Origin of the sequence: Rahnella sp. CFA14(1/10) (assembly GCF_004195095.1) — a bacterium.
Classification (GTDB): Bacteria; Pseudomonadota; Gammaproteobacteria; order Enterobacterales; family Enterobacteriaceae; genus Rahnella; species Rahnella perminowiae.
Genome location: NZ_SEWS01000006.1, coordinates 295,532 through 311,713, shown reverse-complemented (window position 1 = coordinate 311,713; position 16,182 = coordinate 295,532). Strand labels below are relative to the sequence as shown.

Here is a 16,182-nt window from a genome sequence, read left to right as displayed (position 1 = left end):
CGCCTTTGTTTTTTATCATCAAGTTTAGCTGTCAGGACGAAACCCGTCCTGACTTTCACTTATGACTTTTTCTTGTCGCGGCTGTGCAGGCCACGTTTTTCCAGCCCGCGATAAATCAGCTGTTGCTGGAGAATGGTTACCAGGTTACTGACGATGTAGTACACCACCAGACCGGACGGGAACCACAGGAAGAACACGGTGAAGATGACCGGCATGAAGGTCATGATCTTCTGCTGCATCGGGTCGGTTACGGTGGTCGGCGACATCTTCTGGATGAAGAACATCGTGATACCCATCAGAACCGGCAGAATGTAGTACGGGTCTTGTGCTGACAGGTCATGGATCCACAGGATGAATGGCGCATGACGCAATTCAATGGAACCAGACAGCATGTAATACAGTGCCAGGAAGATTGGCATCTGAATAACCAGCGGCAGACAGCCCCCCAGCGGGTTCACTTTCTCGGACTTATACAGCGCCATCATTTCCTGACTCATGCGCTGTTTGTCATCCCCGATACGCTCACGCATGGCGGCCAGTTTAGGCTGCAACATACGCATTTTCGCCATCGACGTGTACTGTGCGCGGGTCAGGGGATACATGATACCGCGGACAATAAAGGTGATAACGATGATCGAGAAGCCCCAGTTACCGACAAACCCTTGAATGAATTTCAACAGCTTGAACAGTGGCTGAGAGATGAACCACAACCAACCGTAGTCAACCGTCAGGTCAAGGTGTGGCGCGATTGCAGCCATCTTGTCCTGAATTTCCGGGCCAACCCACAGGATCGAAGCAACTTGTTGCTGTGCGCCCGGTGCAACGGTAAACGGTGTGCCTTTAAAGCCAATCGTTGAAATACCGTTATTGGTGGTCGTGAAGAAAGTGTTGGTGTCTTTCGCTGATGGGATCCACGCCGTTGCAAAGTACTGCTGCAACATTGCAACCCAACCGCCCTGAGTCGTGACATTCAGTGCATCGCTCTTATCGAACGCATACTTCTGATATTTGTCATCGCTTGAGGAATATGCCGCGCCGCGGAAAGTGTGAAGGGCAAAGTTATTACTGCCGGTATCACGGTGCTTAGGCAATTCGGTGGTTTGTTTCAGCTGACCGAACATAGTCAGGTCAAGCGGGGTTGCCGTGGTGTTGTTGATATTGTATTCAACGTTTACCGCGTAAGAGCCACGTTTGATCACGAAGGTTTTGGTATAAATTGCACCGTTTGCCGCCGTGTAAGTCATCGGAATGCGCAGTTCAGACTGACCTTCAGCCATCGTGAAGGTATCGGAGCTCGCCTGGAACAGAGGGCGTTCGCCGTTAGCCGGATTGTCTGGACCGTTTTTGCCTGTCAGGCCACTTTGTGCCTGATAGAGGAAATTAGGAGTCGTTTCTAATAACTGGAAAGGCTGGTCAGAACCCAAAGACGTCGGGTAAGCCTTCAGCAGAGCCTGCTCAATGTCGCCACCACGGGTGTTGATCGTTAATGACAGCACATCACTGTTAACTGTAATTAATTTGCCCTGTCCGCTATCAGGAACAGCCTGATTAGCAGCATCACCGTTTGCAGTGTTCGCAGTCTGTTGCGTGGTCTGGTTGGCCGGTTGCGGAGCGTGGTCCGTTTGCCATGCCTGCCAGATCATGAAAGACACGAACAGCAGAGCGATGAGGAAAAGATTGCGTTGCGAATCCATCGTTAGTGTTCTCTGTTATTGTCGGTTTTCGGCGGTACGGGGTCATCACCACCTGGGTTCAAAGGATGGCATTTTAATACGCGTTTCAAAGTCAACCAACTGCCTTTTAACATGCCAAAACGACCAATTGCTTCAATACCGTATTGAGAGCAGGTTGGTCGAAAGCGGCAATGTGGCCCGAGCAACGGACTGATGAATAACTGATAACCACGTATCAGCTTTATCAGGATGCGGGAGCCTGTCGGCAATGTCGACGCCATAATTTCTCCAACGCTTCCGTCAGCGCGCGATTATCTAAATCGGCGACACCCTTTTTGGCTACTACCACAAAATCCATCGACGGCAGCGTATGCTGATTCAAGCGGAAACTTTCGCGGGTGAGGCGTTTGATCCGATTGCGTTCATGTGCGCGTTTGACGTGTTTTTTTGCGACGGTGAGACCGATGCGGGGATGCCCCAGCTCGTTCAGGCGGCCGAGTATCGTGATTTGCGGCGTGCCAGCCCGTTGTGGCTGCTGGAAGACGAAAGTGAAATGACGGGGAGTTAACAAACGTAACTCCCTGGGAAAAGCGAGCTTAACCACTAAATAGGTTAGCTTTTATTACTTAGAAGCTGACAGACGGGTACGGCCTTTCGCACGACGGCGAGCCAGAACCTGACGACCATTTTTGGTGGCCATACGAGCACGGAAGCCGTGGCTACGGTTGCGCTTCAATACGGACGGTTGGAAAGTGCGTTTCATGGCGATTTCTACCTAAACTTAAATTATTACTGATCAGTAAACGCGAAGACATTTCGGCGAAAAAACGACCGGTGCCTTTGTCGCAACATATAAAGAAGCGGGATTGTAATAACTGTACAGTCCTGAGTCAATTTACATTGCCAGAAATGGTTCAAGTGTTTACCAGAATTGCCCGTGGTCACACCGCAATATCCATCTGGTTATGACCATCAGGAACACAGGCTTCACACGTAGGGCTGAGGATTATACGGACTCTGCCATAAATCGCAAGGATCCTCGGCTGATCCTTATCCACAGGCGTGAGATCTTCCTCGCAGAGTGTTGAAATTTAGCTCAGCGGACTCCTATTTTTTCAGCAGAGTGATGATTACATCGCCTAATTTAAAAAGGATCGGCTAAGCTTACCCACTTGCCGATTGCTGCCTGTGGATAAAAAGGATCTAAACTGTCAGGAAGGGGAGGATCTCTGTGCCGGATTGCGTTATGATCCGCCATTCCGATCGCGATCCCGGCTGGGATGCTTTCGACAAAAATCGCAAAAAGCGGTTCGCACGTGACTTTACGCCACTGACAGGGTGGTAAGAGAAATTTCCCCCATTGACGGGCGGAACGTGTGCCAAAAATCATGATTTAAAAAACATCCTGATCCTTTTCTTTTTTGATACTTGTTCGAGTGGAGTCCGCCGTGTCACTTTCGCTTTGGCAGCAATGTCTTGCCCGTTTGCAGGATGAACTACCTGCCACAGAATTCAGTATGTGGATACGCCCCCTGCAGGCGGAACTCAACGACAATACGTTGGCGCTGTATGCCCCGAATCGTTTTGTCCTGGATTGGGTTCGTGACAAATACCTAAACAATATTAACGGTTTGCTTAATGATTTCTGTGGCCCGGATGCACCGTTGCTGCGTTTTGAAGTCGGCAGCAAGCCGGTGATCCAGCGTGTCAGTCAGCCTGTCGCCGCCAGTGTCAGTTCCCAGGCTGCGCCTGCCATTCCGCGTCTGGCACCTTCCCGTCCAAGCTGGGATAGCTCACCGGCTCAGCCCGAGCTGTCCTATCGTTCTAACGTCAACCCGAAACATACCTTTGATAACTTCGTAGAAGGTAAATCTAACCAGCTGGCCCGCGCGGCGGCGCGTCAGGTGGCAGATAATCCGGGAGGCGCGTACAACCCGCTCTTCCTTTATGGTGGCACCGGTCTGGGTAAAACCCACTTATTGCATGCGGTCGGTAACGGCATCATGGCGCGTAAAGCCAATGCTAAAGTGGTGTACATGCATTCCGAGCGTTTTGTACAGGACATGGTCAAAGCCCTGCAAAACAACGCCATCGAAGAGTTCAAACGGTACTACCGTTCTGTCGATGCGTTGCTCATCGATGACATTCAGTTCTTTGCTAATAAAGAACGTTCTCAGGAAGAGTTTTTCCACACCTTTAATGCCCTGCTGGAAGGCAATCAGCAGATCATCCTGACCTCGGATCGTTATCCGAAAGAGATCAACGGGGTTGAAGATCGTCTGAAATCGCGTTTCGGCTGGGGACTGACGGTGGCGATCGAGCCGCCGGAATTAGAGACCCGCGTGGCGATCCTGATGAAAAAGGCGGACGAGAACGATATCCGGCTGCCGGGTGAAGTCGCCTTCTTTATTGCTAAACGTCTGCGCTCTAATGTGCGTGAGCTTGAAGGCGCACTGAATCGCGTGATTGCCAACGCCAACTTTACCGGCCGTGCGATCACTATCGACTTCGTTCGTGAAGCGTTGCGCGATTTGTTAGCGCTTCAGGAGAAGCTGGTCACTATCGATAATATTCAGAAAACAGTGGCCGAATATTATAAAATCAAGGTCGCTGACCTGCTTTCCAAACGGCGTTCCCGTTCGGTAGCCCGCCCACGCCAGATGGCGATGGCGCTGGCGAAAGAGCTGACCAACCACAGCCTGCCAGAAATCGGCGATGCGTTCGGTGGTCGGGACCATACCACGGTGTTGCACGCCTGCCGTAAAATCGAGCAGTTGCGTGAAGAAAGTCACGACATCAAAGAAGATTTCTCCAACTTAATCAGAACATTATCTTCCTAGCGCTATGAAATTTATTGTTGAACGTGAGCATTTGCTGAAACCACTGCAACAGGTCAGTAGCCCGCTGGGTGGACGACCAACGTTGCCTATTCTGGGTAACCTGTTATTACAGGTAACGGATGGCGCGCTGTCGCTGACCGGGACGGATTTGGAAATGGAGATGGTGGCGAAAGTCGCGCTGTCTCAGCCACATGAAGCGGGCGCCACCACGGTGCCGGCACGTAAATTCTTTGATATTTGCCGTGGATTGCCGGAAGGCGCGGAAATTTCCGTCGCTCTCGACGGCGATCGCATGCTGGTAAAATCAGGCCGCAGCCGTTTCTCGCTGTCGACTCTGCCAGCCACAGATTTCCCAAATCTGGATGACTGGCAAAGCGAAGTAGAATTCACCCTGCCGCAGGCTACGCTGAAACGCCTGATCGAAGCCACGCAGTTCTCCATGGCACATCAGGACGTTCGTTATTATTTAAACGGCATGCTGTTTGAAACCGAAGGTGAAGAGCTGCGTACTGTTGCGACCGACGGTCACCGTCTGGCGGTGTGTTCTATGTCAATCGGCCAGTCCCTGCCGTCGCATTCGGTGATCGTGCCTCGTAAAGGCGTGATGGAACTGGTGCGTCTGCTTGACGGCGGTGACACCACATTGCAGCTGCAAATCGGCAGCAATAATATCCGTGCTCACGTTGGCGATTTTATCTTTACCTCTAAGCTGGTTGACGGTCGCTTCCCGGATTATCGCCGCGTATTGCCGAAGAATCCGGACAAAACGCTGCAAGCCGGCTGTGATTTACTGAAACAGGCGTTTGCCCGCGCAGCGATTCTTTCTAATGAAAAATTCCGTGGCGTGCGTTTGTATGTCAGCCATAACCAGCTGAAAATCACCGCGAATAACCCGGAACAGGAAGAAGCAGAAGAAATTCTGGATGTCGGCTATGAAGGCACCGAAATGGAAATCGGTTTCAACGTCAGTTACGTACTGGATGTGCTCAACGCCCTCAAGTGCGAAGATGTGAATCTGCTGCTGACGGACTCTGTCTCCAGCGTGCAGATCGAAGACGCTGCGAGCCAGTCGGCCGCCTACGTCGTCATGCCAATGAGGCTCTGATCGGGCTGTCTTACTTGTCATTTTGCGCTTGGGCAGTGCTCGCAATGCTCACGTACCTGAGTACGCTCCGCTTGCTGTGCGCTGTCCGCACGCAAACTGACAGCGACGATGACGCCCTGGAATGGATGTAGATGGCCTTAACGCGCTTACTGATAAAAGATTTCCGCAACATCGAGGCGGCGGATTTGGATCCGTCGTCCGGTTTTAACTTTCTGGTTGGTCCCAATGGCAGCGGTAAAACCAGTGTGCTCGAAGCGGTATATACGCTGGGGCATGGCCGCGCTTTTCGCAGTTTGCAGGCAGGACGTGTTATCCGTCACGAGCAGCCGGAGTTTGTGCTCCATGCGCGTGTGGATGACGGTGGTGATCGCGAATTGTCGATTGGCCTGAGCAAAAGTCGTCAGGGCGACAGTAAAGTGCGCATTGATGGCAGTGACGGCCACAAAGTGTCGGAACTGGCCCAGATGCTGCCCATGCAACTTATCACACCCGAAGGCTTCACCCTGCTTAATGGCGGGCCGAAGTACCGGCGGGCGTTTATTGACTGGGGTTGTTTTCATCACGACCCCGGTTTTTTTATCGCCTGGAGCAACCTGCGACGGTTACTCAAGCAGCGCAACGCCGCGCTGCGACAGGTGAGTCGTTATGCGCAAATTCGTGCCTGGGATCAGGAACTGATCCCGTTAGCCGAACGCATTAGCGAATGGCGGGCGGCTTACAGCGACGCGATCGCAGCTGATATCAGCGCGACCTGCGCGCAATTCCTGCCTGAATTTGCCCTCAGTTTTTCTTTCCAGCGTGGATGGGACAAGGAAACTGAGTACGGCGAGTTGCTGGAGCGTAATTTTGAACGCGACAGAGCCTTAACCTATACCGCATCAGGCCCGCATAAAGCGGATTTCCGCATTCGTGCCGACGGCACGCCGGTGGAAGATTTACTGTCCCGCGGGCAGCTGAAATTACTGATGTGTGCGCTGAGACTGGCGCAGGGTGAGTTCCTCACCCGACAGAGCGGGCGGCGTTGCCTGTATCTTCTTGACGATTTTGCCTCCGAGCTGGACGCCGACCGACGTCGGTTGCTGGCCGATCGCCTGAAAGCCACCCGGGCACAGGTTTTTGTCAGTGCGATAAGCGCTGAGCAAGTGACCGATATGATGGGTGAAAAGGGCAAGATGTTCCGCGTGGAACAAGGTAAAATAGCCGTTCTATCACAGGACTAAAAATGAGCGAGAAACGTTGATGTCGAATTCTTATGACTCCTCAAGTATCAAGGTATTAAAAGGGCTGGACGCGGTGCGTAAGCGCCCCGGCATGTATATCGGCGATACCGATGACGGCACTGGTCTGCACCACATGGTATTCGAGGTTGTGGACAACGCTATCGACGAAGCCCTCGCGGGCCACTGTAAAGAGATTCAGGTCACGATCCATGCGGATAACTCTGTTTCCGTACAGGATGATGGTCGTGGTATTCCGACCGGCATTCATGAAGAAGAGGGCGTTTCTGCTGCTCAGGTCATCATGACCGTGCTTCATGCTGGCGGTAAATTCGACGATAACTCGTATAAAGTCTCCGGCGGCCTGCATGGCGTGGGTGTTTCCGTCGTTAACGCCTTGTCAGAAAAACTGGAACTGGTTATCCGCCGTGAAGGCAAAGTGCACACCCAGACTTATGTGCATGGCGAGCCTCAGGATCCGCTGAAAGTCATTGGCGATACTGACGTAACCGGTACCACGGTACGTTTCTGGCCGAGTTTCCAGACCTTCACGAATCACACTGAATTCGAGTATGACATCCTGGCAAAACGCCTGCGTGAACTGTCATTCCTGAACTCCGGTGTGGCAATCCGTTTGCTGGATAAACGTGATGGTAAGAATGATCATTTCCATTATGAGGGCGGTATCAAAGCCTTCGTGGAATACCTGAACAAGAACAAAACCCCAATCCACCCGACCGTATTCTATTTCTCTACGGTGAAGGACGATATTGGTGTTGAGATTGCATTGCAGTGGAATGACGGTTTCCAGGAAAACATTTACTGCTTCACCAACAATATTCCACAGCGTGATGGCGGGACTCACTTAGCCGGTTTCCGTTCGGCGATGACCCGTACCCTGAACGCCTACATGGATAAAGAAGGTTACAGCAAGAAATCCAAAATCAGTGCCACCGGTGACGATGCCCGTGAAGGCCTGATTGCTGTTGTTTCTGTTAAGGTGCCTGATCCTAAGTTCTCTTCACAGACCAAAGACAAACTGGTTTCTTCAGAAGTGAAAACGGCTGTTGAAACGCTGATGAACGAAAAGCTGGTGGATTACCTGATGGAAAACCCGTCAGACGCCAAAATCGTTGTCGGTAAAATCATTGATGCGGCGCGCGCCCGTGAAGCGGCCCGCAAAGCGCGTGAAATGACCCGCCGTAAAGGCGCGCTGGATCTGGCTGGCTTGCCAGGCAAACTGGCGGATTGTCAGGAACGTGACCCGGCTCATTCCGAACTGTACTTAGTGGAAGGGGACTCTGCGGGCGGCTCTGCAAAACAAGGCCGTAACCGTAAGAACCAGGCGATTCTGCCGTTGAAAGGTAAAATCCTCAACGTAGAGAAAGCGCGCTTCGACAAAATGCTCTCTTCGCAGGAAGTCGCGACACTGATTACTGCGCTCGGTTGCGGCATTGGTCGTGACGAATACAATCCGGACAAACTGCGCTATCACAGCATCATCATCATGACCGATGCCGACGTCGATGGTTCACACATCCGTACTCTGCTGCTGACTTTCTTCTACCGTCAGATGCCTGAAATTGTAGAACGTGGCCATGTGTTTATCGCACAACCGCCGTTGTACAAAGTGAAAAAAGGTAAGCAGGAACAGTATATTAAAGATGACGAAGCCATGGATCAGTATCAGATTTCCATCGCGATGGACGGGGCAACGTTACATGCCAACGCCCATGCACCGGCCCTGGCGGGTGAACCGCTGGAGAAACTGGTGGCTGAACATCACAGCGTGCAGAAAATGATTGGCCGTATGGAACGTCGTTATCCGCGTGCTCTGCTGAATAACCTGATCTATCAGCCAACGCTGCCGGGGTCTGATCTGACTGATCAGGCGAAAGTTCAGGCCTGGATGGAATCGCTGGTCGCGCGTCTCAATGAGAAAGAGCAGCACGGCAGTTCTTACAGCGCGATCGTGCGTGAAAACCGCGAACATCAGCTGTTCGAACCGGTTCTGCGTATCCGTACGCACGGTGTCGATACGGATTACGATCTGGATGCTGACTTCATCCAGGGCGGCGAATACCGCAAAATCTGTGCACTGGGCGAACAGCTTCGCGGCCTGATCGAAGAAGATGCCTTCATCGAACGTGGCGAACGCCGTCAGCCAGTGACCAGCTTCGAGCAGGCCCTGGAATGGCTGGTGAAAGAGTCCCGTCGTGGCCTGTCGATTCAGCGATACAAAGGTCTGGGCGAGATGAACCCTGATCAGCTGTGGGAAACCACCATGGATCCTGAGCAACGTCGCATGTTACGTGTGACGGTGAAAGATGCCATCGCGGCTGACCAGTTGTTCACCACGCTGATGGGCGATGCGGTTGAACCGCGTCGCGCCTTTATCGAAGAGAACGCCCTGAAAGCGGCCAATATTGATATCTGATCAAGGCATGAGCTGATAAAAAGTCCGAACCGGGAAACCGTTTCGGACTTTTTTTTCGTCTGACGCACCCCGCATTCCGGCTGGCTTTACAGCGGGTAATCGCGTTAGCATTGAGCAAGATTTCTTAAACTCTGAGGATGCTATGGCTATTGAATTAATTGCAATTGATATGGACGGGACGTTGCTCAATCCGCAGCATGAAGTGACACCCGCCGTTAAAAAAGCGTTGTCAGAAGCACGGGCGAAAGGTGTGCAAATCGTTCTGGCGACGGGCCGTCCTTTTATCGGTGTACAGCGCTATCTGATGGAACTGGATTTACAGCAGGACGGTTGTTATTGCATCACCAATAATGGCGCGCTGGTGCATAATGCCAAAGATGGCAGCGTGATCGCCGAAATAGCCCTCAGAATTGATGATTATCATTACTTCGAACAGCTCGCCCGTCAGCTTGGTGTGCATTTCCATGCCCTGACAAAAAATGATCTGTTTACCGCTAACCGCCATATCAGCAAATACAGCGTACATGAATCCTACACCACCGGCATTCCGCTGCAATTCTGTCCGGCAGAGGAAATGGATCCGGCGCTCACGTTCCCGAAAGTGATGATGATTGATGATCCGCAACTGCTGGACCGCGCTATCAGCCAGCTTCCTGCTGAGGCAAAAGAACGCTACACCATCATGAAAAGCTCGCCGTATTTCCTTGAAATCCTTGATAAGCGCGTGAATAAAGGCGAAGGCGTGAAGGCACTGGCAGAAAAACTGGGTATTGCGCGTGCGAGTGTGATGACGCTCGGCGACCAGGAAAATGACATTGCGATGCTGGAATATGCCGGGATTGGCGTTGCGATGGGAAATGCGCTGGACAGCGTAAAAGCCGTCAGCCAGTTCGTCACCAAAACGAACACTGAAGACGGTGTGGCGTTTGCAATCGAGAAGTTCGTTCTGAACGTCTGAACCTGTAAGGCAGAAGGAGCCACGTGGCCATGGAAAAACAATTAACTTCTGATGCCCGCGGGCATCAGCTGACTAACATTAACGTCTGGACGCCGGACAGCCAGTGGCTGGCGTATGACGTGCGCCCGCATGGTGGTTCTTTTACCGGCTCAACCATTGAGCGGGTGAATGTCGAAACGGCTGAGGTACAAGTGCTTTATCAGGCACATCACGGCGCACATGTGGGTGTGGTAACCGTCAGCCCGGATCTGCCTGCCCGTTATGCGTTTATTCATGGCCCGGAAAATCCGGATGAAAGCTGGCAGTATGATTTTCATCACCGTCGCGGTGTCATCGTTTCAGAGCCTGCAGGCGAAAAGGCCGTGACGCTGGATGCGATGGACATCACCGCCCCTTTTACCGCCGGAGCCCTGCGCGGTGGCTCACATGTTCACGTATTCAGCCCGGACGGTTCGCGTCTGAGTTTTACCTATAATGACCATGTGTTGCATGAACGTGCGCCGGCACTCGACCTGCGTAATGTTGGCGTCGCTGTTTCAGGTTATCCGGTAGTTTCTCCAAAACATCACCCGCGTGAATACGATGGAAGCCATTTCAGCGTTCTGGTTAGCGAAACCACGCCCTGTCCTCAGCCCGGCAGCGATGAAATCAACCGGGCTTATGAAGAGGGCTGGATCGGGCATGAAGGCTATCTGAAACCGGATGGCAGCCGTCAGCGATGGGCACTGGCCTTTATCGGCGATACTCTTTCCGCCCGCGGCGAAAAGCATCCTGAAGTCTATGTGGTGGATTTGCCACACCATGATCAGGATTACCGTCAGTCGGGTGATAAACCTTTGCAGGGCACGCCGGAAATGTTGCCCGCTCCCCCTTCAGGCGTAAAGCAAAGGCGCATCACCTTTACTGAAAACGGCATCGCTACCCAGCCACGCCACTGGCTACGCACATCGCCGGATGGCGAACAGATTGCGTTTCTGATGAAAGACCAAAACGGGGTCGTGCAGGTCTGGACGGTTTCACCGAACGGGGGCGAACCGGTGCAAATCAGCCATACCGGGCAGGGGGTTCAGTCTGCGTTCAGCTGGAGTCCTGATGGAAAATCGCTGGCACTGGTATGCGATAACAGCGTGATGCGTCTTGATGTTAAAAGCGGAGAAATGCAGCGGTTAACGCAGAGAACGGAGATTACGCCTTGCGCCGATGCGGTCGTGTATTCACCGGATGGCAGCAAAGTGGCGTTTATGCGCCAGTGTGGGGAATTCGCTCAGATTTTTGTTACCGACGCTCAGTAGCTCTTTTAGTAAACCGGCCAGGGTTTGAAACGGTCCCATAATGTTGGCCGGTTTTTTTACGCTTATTTTTTATGCGCCGAAGACTTGTGACCGCGATCGGTGGTGGTCATGGGCGGGATGTGATCAATATCGACACCGTTGCTCAACGCAATATTGTGTTCTTCACTGGCTTTGACGCGATCCCGCGTCGTCACTTTTCCGCTACGAAAATAATCATAAGGCAGCAATACCGTATCCAGCACTGCGCTGAACGGCAAATCAATTAACAGCAGCGGCGTCATCGCCCAGCTGGTTTCATCACTTTTTATCATATTTACATCAGCGCGTGCGCCTGAATAATATCCGGTATCGCCACCTGTATGGCTCATTACGCTGGAGCAACCGCTCGTCGCTAAAAAAACACATCCTGTCATCAGCGGCGTTAATGCAAATTTCATCATGTTAGAACTCATCTTATGCTGTCAGGCTGAGCTTGTACGTCAAGGTGACTTATACCACTCAGCACAAAAAATTAACAAAGCAAGCTGTAGCTCTGTGGCTGCGATCCCATTAAGTGTAATTACTATTTGAAATATTGCAGGAATCTGCCTGCTCTCTCTGTCTTTTCGCTCCGGTCCGTTATGTATTTTGGCCTTCATCATATAAACCACAGCCAAATTTTTTGTTTTTTCTGGCTTGAAAATTTTCCTTTCGTCTCCATTTTTACTGTACGACGCAGGAGGAGAAACGCCGGAAGGGTTTTTCAGTCATCACTGTGTCGCGGGTCGGTCCGCCAGGAGGACGACTCAACAATACTCGCTGAATATCAGGAGAAGTTGTCATGCGTAATTTTGATTTATCCCCGTTATACCGTTCTGCCATTGGTTTTGACCGTTTGTTTAATCTTATCGAATCGGGTCAGAATCAGGGTGGCGGCTATCCCCCATATAATGTCGAGCTGGTTGACGAAAACCATTACCGGATTGCTATCGCAGTTGCAGGTTTTGCCGAATCAGAGCTGGACATTACTGCGCATGACAACATGCTGCTGGTCAAAGGTGCACATGCACCCGCCGACACCGGGCGGACCTATTTATATCAGGGCATTGCCGAACGTAATTTCGAACGCAAATTTCAGCTGGCGGAGCATATTCAAATAAAAGCCGCCAATTTGTCGAACGGTTTGCTGTATATCGATCTGGAACGTGTCGTTCCTGAATCGTCCAAACCACGGCGTATCGAAATCCGCTGATTTAGCGGCAATAAATCACCAGCGGCCATCTTTACTGACCGCCAGAAAATGAAAAAGTTTAGGCTCGCCGTCAGGGGGCTGTACCGTCACATCCAAAACGGATGATGGCATTAATCATCTCGCTTCAAAGAAGGAGTTACATTATGCGTAATTATGATATTTCCCCATTGCTGCGTCAGTGGATTGGTTTCGATAAATTAGCCAGTTCAATGCAGGGGGCCGATCAGGTTTTCCCTCCTTACAATATTGAAAAGTCGGATGACAACCATTACCGCATTTCACTGGCGCTGGCGGGTTTCCAGCAAAGTGAACTGAATATTGAAGTCGAAGGGCCACGATTAACGGTCAGCGGCACACCGGCTCAGCCGGAAACGCAGGTGGAATATCTGCATCAGGGGTTAGTGATTAAGCCTTTCACCCTGAGTTTCACGCTGGCAGAGCATATGCACGTTTCGGCCGCTGAATTTACCCATGGCCTGCTGCATATCAATCTGGTGCGCGAAGTACCGGAAGCGCTGCAACCACAAAAAATCGCGATCGGCACTGAGAAACCAGCGCTGGAAAACCAGTCTGAATAAGACGGTTTCAGCCCAATAAAGAAAGGGAGGACATTAATATGTCCTCCCTTTTTCTTTGTGCCGACCCGTTCTCAATAAATCGCGCTCAGTTACTGATTTTCGGCGTGTGCTTTTTCCACTTCTTCGGCCAAAATTTGCACGCCGCGCTCGATCTGCTCGGCGTCAGGGACGTAGTTCATTCGCATACACTGATGGGTATGTGGCCACGGGTGTTCCAGCCCCGGGAAGAAGTAATCGCCTGGCACCATCAGAACGCCGCGCTGCTTAAGGCGCTGATACAACACTTCGGTAGTGATCGGCAAATCCTTAAACCACAGCCACAGGAAAATCGCGCCTTCCGGTTTATGGATCAGACAACGTTCTTCTGGCAGATAACGGCGCAGCGTGGCAATAGTTTCCTGCACGCGCTGGAAATAGAACGGTTTAATCACCTCGTTGGAAAGACGCAGTAAATCGCCGCGCGTAATCATTTCGTGGGCAATCGCCGGTCCGACACTGCCCGGAGACAGACTGATAATGCCGTTCATATTACTGATCGCTTTGATGATTTTTTCATCGGCAATCACGATGCCGCAGCGCGAACCGGGCAGGCCGAGTTTCGACAGACTCATGCACAGGATGATATTCGGGTTCCACAGCGGCGTCGCGTCAGTGAACACAATGCCGGGGAACGGCACGCCATAGGCATTATCGATGAGTAACGGAATATTTTTCTGCTGTGCCAGTGCATCGAGGCGGATCAGCTCTTCATCGGTAATCACGTTGCCGGTCGGGTTCGTCGGGCGGGAAACGCATATCAGGCCGATGTCATCGGTAATATTCAGATGATCGAAATCGACGTGATACTTGAACTGGCCTTCCGGCAGCAATTCGATGTTTGGCTTGGCCGACACAAACAGATTTTCATCCAGTCCGGCATCTGCGTAACCGAGGTATTCCGGTGCCAGCGGGAACAATACTTTCGACATGCTGCCGTCGGCGCGACGACCGGCGAACAGATTGAATAAATAGAAGAAGGCACTCTGGCTGCCGTTGGTTAGCGCGATATTTTGTGCATCCAGCTGCCAGCCGAGCTCTTTCTGCAACATCTCGGCCAGCGCGTGGCGCAGAACGTCTTTGCCCTGCGGACCGTCGTAGTTGCACAGCGCTTCAGTCAGTTTGCCCGCGGCCAGCATTTCCGACAGCAGCGTCTGGAAATAATCCTGCATCTCAGGAATTTGAGCCGGATTGCCCCCGCCCAGCATCACGGCGCCAGGTGTGCGCAGACCATCATTCATATCGCCCATCAGGCGTGTTATACCTGAAAAACGGGTAAATTTGTCACCGAAAGCAGAAAACGTCATAGAAAGCTTTGTATGTTATCGAAATGTGTCTTCCACCATAACGCCTGCAGCAAAACAGTGCAATCGGACCACCGGGGTTTAACGCAGCATTTCCTTTCAGAGTGTTACAGGAAAGAGTGGGATAAATTATGTCAGGAAATTATATATGCCCCTGACCTTATTATGATTTGCTTACTGACAGAGTAATGAAACTCGTCTGTGTTTTCATTTTCACGAATGGCATAATTATTATTCAAAAATACATAAGCCAGGTTAATACAATGAAAAAAAGTATAATTATTTTGAATTTAGTTATGGCGGGTGGCGGGGATTATGCACTGGGAAAGAAAATAAAAGATATCGCGCGCAGCACTCAGGCAGAGGGGGTGTTATTTAAGGTTAGTTCAAGATCAAAATCTTTTAAAATCGAGGGGGAGGAAAAATTCAATCAAGGCAAAAAAATGAATTACAGGGATTGTGTGATTGTTGTGACGCCCTATAGCATTAAGGCTCCCGTGCCTTTAGCTTCCGTGTTGGCGGATTTATTCTTTCAGTTGGACATAATAAATTGTGATACTGTTATTCTAATTGACGAAATGGATATTACTCGTGATTACGGTTCATCTGATCGTGACTATAAAGCCGCTCTCTCCAGCTTAGGCTTAAAAAACATCAGTGTTCATAGCCTTGGGTTCAGAAAAAAATCTCTGGGTTATTTGCCTATGCCGGAGCAAGACAAGAGGTTATCAGCATACAAAAATCCGCCAAGCAGGATATTATTAAATTGCTGGATAGTTATAATTTATGTTTACCGGAAGATTGCGCGCTCTATTTTGCATATTTAAGCTCAGATACCTTTTTCACTTGTGCCCAGACTTTTATTATCAATACACTGATCGAAGACAGAAATACCCCGGGTAATTCAGCGTATGTTTTTGTCTGCCGGGAAGAACATGTCATTAATCGCTTACTGATAAAACTCAAAGGCTCTTTTTTAAGACCTCCTCATAATGACTTGTTTTCGGAGTTTCATCTCTCTTCAATAACCGATGAAAGTAAAGTCATCAATCACGGTTACAACCGGGGGGCCGGTAATAAAAAAATTCATATTTGTATTACTAAAACGCTTCCTTCAACGATGTTCAAAAATCTTACCAGTTTCAGTAAAACCGGCATGATGTCCGGCGACCAAAGTCTTTCCGACTATCTGTCATTGAAAAAGAGCTTACCGTATTACGACAAGCAACCCTGGAAAGAGCCTCTTATCGAAGGTTTAAATAAACGCGCCAACGCGCTGGGGGGCGAAGAATTGCTCAACAAATTCGAGTCGATGGTCGCTGGCAGTAGCCCCTATGATGGCAATATTATCTACAAACTTTTGACACCCGACCATGTCCCCACCCCGGTGCTGAAAAATAGTCTTCTGGCATTTAACCAGGAAGTGTATGCGAGAAAAGCTGACAGGCAGATCAGAGAGATATTAATGAAATACCTCTGACCCTTCGCCAACTTAACAGACCGGCCATCAG

General features: G+C 50.8%; 16 protein-coding genes. 10 read left to right on the top strand and 6 right to left on the bottom strand.

The genetic code is table 11. From position 1 onward, the window contains the following. Positions 1–59 precede the first annotated feature (59 nt). The 4 genes from yidC to rpmH are packed head-to-tail and all read right to left on the bottom strand — an operon-like array spanning position 60 to position 2,436. The gene (yidC, locus tag EVX52_RS14370; RefSeq protein ID WP_129954093.1) at positions 60–1,694 is read right to left on the bottom strand and encodes a membrane protein insertase YidC; all 1,635 of its coding nucleotides are present in this window, start codon (positions 1,692–1,694) and stop codon (positions 60–62) included. A 2-nt stretch (positions 1,695–1,696) separates the two neighbouring features. After that, a complete protein-coding gene (gene yidD, locus EVX52_RS14365; RefSeq protein ID WP_095924029.1) occupies positions 1,697–1,954 on the bottom strand; it encodes a membrane protein insertion efficiency factor YidD in 258 nt (85 codons plus the stop codon). Further along, complete coding sequence (gene rnpA / locus EVX52_RS14360) at positions 1,918–2,277, bottom strand: ribonuclease P protein component (RefSeq protein ID WP_071823635.1); 360 nt, start codon at positions 2,275–2,277, stop codon at positions 1,918–1,920. Before rnpA ends, yidD begins: the two co-directional genes overlap by 37 nt. 18 nt (positions 2,278–2,295) lie before the next feature. After that, the gene (gene rpmH / locus EVX52_RS14355) at positions 2,296–2,436 is read right to left on the bottom strand and encodes a 50S ribosomal protein L34 (protein WP_009637487.1); all 141 of its coding nucleotides are present in this window, start codon (positions 2,434–2,436) and stop codon (positions 2,296–2,298) included. A 685-nt stretch (positions 2,437–3,121) separates the two neighbouring features. On the opposite strand from rpmH, the gene dnaA reads away from it, so the two are divergent. The 6 genes from dnaA to EVX52_RS14320 all read left to right on the top strand — a co-directional run bounded on the left by dnaA (position 3,122) and on the right by EVX52_RS14320 (position 11,522). Further along, positions 3,122–4,513 carry a chromosomal replication initiator protein DnaA gene (gene dnaA, locus EVX52_RS14345; RefSeq protein ID WP_129954089.1) on the top strand — a complete coding sequence of 464 codons (1,392 nt, stop codon included), beginning with the start codon at positions 3,122–3,124 and terminating at the stop codon, positions 4,511–4,513. 4 nt (positions 4,514–4,517) lie between these two features. After that, the gene (dnaN, locus tag EVX52_RS14340) at positions 4,518–5,618 is read left to right on the top strand and encodes a DNA polymerase III subunit beta (protein WP_129954088.1); all 1,101 of its coding nucleotides are present in this window, start codon (positions 4,518–4,520) and stop codon (positions 5,616–5,618) included. 131 nt (positions 5,619–5,749) lie between these two features. Continuing rightward, complete coding sequence (gene recF / locus EVX52_RS14335) at positions 5,750–6,838, top strand: DNA replication/repair protein RecF (RefSeq protein WP_129954086.1); 1,089 nt, start codon at positions 5,750–5,752, stop codon at positions 6,836–6,838. A 19-nt stretch (positions 6,839–6,857) separates the two neighbouring features. Continuing rightward, positions 6,858–9,272, top strand: a complete 2,415-nt coding sequence (gene gyrB, locus EVX52_RS14330) for a DNA topoisomerase (ATP-hydrolyzing) subunit B (protein WP_129954084.1) — start codon at positions 6,858–6,860, stop codon at positions 9,270–9,272. 142 nt (positions 9,273–9,414) lie between these two features. Continuing rightward, the gene (yidA, locus tag EVX52_RS14325; protein ID WP_129954082.1) at positions 9,415–10,230 is read left to right on the top strand and encodes a sugar-phosphatase; all 816 of its coding nucleotides are present in this window, start codon (positions 9,415–9,417) and stop codon (positions 10,228–10,230) included. Positions 10,231–10,259: 29 nt separating this feature from the next. Next, positions 10,260–11,522: a DUF3748 domain-containing protein gene (locus EVX52_RS14320; protein ID WP_129954080.1), complete on the top strand. Its 1,263-nt coding sequence runs from the start codon at positions 10,260–10,262 to the stop codon at positions 11,520–11,522. A gap of 62 nt (positions 11,523–11,584) precedes the next feature. Here the strand turns inward: EVX52_RS14320 and EVX52_RS14315 are convergent, their stop codons facing one another. After that, on the bottom strand, positions 11,585–11,962 hold the full coding sequence (locus tag EVX52_RS14315) for a YceK/YidQ family lipoprotein (protein WP_129954078.1): 378 nt from the start codon (positions 11,960–11,962) through the stop codon (positions 11,585–11,587). 380 nt (positions 11,963–12,342) lie between these two features. Here EVX52_RS14315 and ibpA point away from each other — a divergent pair, with 380 nt between their 5' ends. Further along, on the top strand, positions 12,343–12,753 hold the full coding sequence (gene ibpA, locus EVX52_RS14310; RefSeq protein ID WP_014333282.1) for a small heat shock chaperone IbpA: 411 nt from the start codon (positions 12,343–12,345) through the stop codon (positions 12,751–12,753). Between the two features lie 143 nt (positions 12,754–12,896). Next, positions 12,897–13,331, top strand: coding sequence for a small heat shock chaperone IbpB (gene ibpB, locus EVX52_RS14305; RefSeq protein WP_129954076.1), 435 nt, complete (start codon positions 12,897–12,899; stop codon positions 13,329–13,331). A gap of 89 nt (positions 13,332–13,420) precedes the next feature. Here the strand turns inward: ibpB and EVX52_RS14300 are convergent, their stop codons facing one another. Next, positions 13,421–14,674 carry a valine--pyruvate transaminase gene (locus EVX52_RS14300; RefSeq protein ID WP_129991546.1) on the bottom strand — a complete coding sequence of 418 codons (1,254 nt, stop codon included), beginning with the start codon at positions 14,672–14,674 and terminating at the stop codon, positions 13,421–13,423. Between the two features lie 260 nt (positions 14,675–14,934). Here EVX52_RS14300 and EVX52_RS25575 point away from each other — a divergent pair, with 260 nt between their 5' ends. Together EVX52_RS25575 and EVX52_RS25570 are read left to right on the top strand one after the other, a co-directional pair. Continuing rightward, the gene (locus tag EVX52_RS25575; protein WP_240783473.1) at positions 14,935–15,498 is read left to right on the top strand and encodes a hypothetical protein; all 564 of its coding nucleotides are present in this window, start codon (positions 14,935–14,937) and stop codon (positions 15,496–15,498) included. After that, positions 15,438–16,151 carry a hypothetical protein gene (locus tag EVX52_RS25570; protein ID WP_240783472.1) on the top strand — a complete coding sequence of 238 codons (714 nt, stop codon included), beginning with the start codon at positions 15,438–15,440 and terminating at the stop codon, positions 16,149–16,151. Before EVX52_RS25575 ends, EVX52_RS25570 begins: the two co-directional genes overlap by 61 nt. The last annotated feature ends 31 nt before the right edge of the window (positions 16,152–16,182 follow it).

Coding starts and splice junctions, on each gene's coding strand:
- yidC (WP_129954093.1), bottom strand. CDS start 1,694: ATGGATTCGCAACGCAATCTTTTCCTCATCGCTCTGCTGTTCGTGTCT.
- EVX52_RS14315 (WP_129954078.1), bottom strand. CDS start 11,962: ATGATGAAATTTGCATTAACGCCGCTGATGACAGGATGTGTTTTTTTA.
- EVX52_RS14320 (WP_129954080.1), top strand. CDS start 10,260: ATGGAAAAACAATTAACTTCTGATGCCCGCGGGCATCAGCTGACTAAC.
- recF (WP_129954086.1), top strand. CDS start 5,750: ATGGCCTTAACGCGCTTACTGATAAAAGATTTCCGCAACATCGAGGCG.
- EVX52_RS25575 (WP_240783473.1), top strand. CDS start 14,935: ATGAAAAAAAGTATAATTATTTTGAATTTAGTTATGGCGGGTGGCGGG.
- EVX52_RS14300 (WP_129991546.1), bottom strand. CDS start 14,674: ATGACGTTTTCTGCTTTCGGTGACAAATTTACCCGTTTTTCAGGTATA.
- gyrB (WP_129954084.1), top strand. CDS start 6,858: ATGTCGAATTCTTATGACTCCTCAAGTATCAAGGTATTAAAAGGGCTG.
- yidD (WP_095924029.1), bottom strand. CDS start 1,954: ATGGCGTCGACATTGCCGACAGGCTCCCGCATCCTGATAAAGCTGATA.
- dnaN (WP_129954088.1), top strand. CDS start 4,518: ATGAAATTTATTGTTGAACGTGAGCATTTGCTGAAACCACTGCAACAG.
- ibpB (WP_129954076.1), top strand. CDS start 12,897: ATGCGTAATTATGATATTTCCCCATTGCTGCGTCAGTGGATTGGTTTC.
- rpmH (WP_009637487.1), bottom strand. CDS start 2,436: ATGAAACGCACTTTCCAACCGTCCGTATTGAAGCGCAACCGTAGCCAC.
- yidA (WP_129954082.1), top strand. CDS start 9,415: ATGGCTATTGAATTAATTGCAATTGATATGGACGGGACGTTGCTCAAT.
- ibpA (WP_014333282.1), top strand. CDS start 12,343: ATGCGTAATTTTGATTTATCCCCGTTATACCGTTCTGCCATTGGTTTT.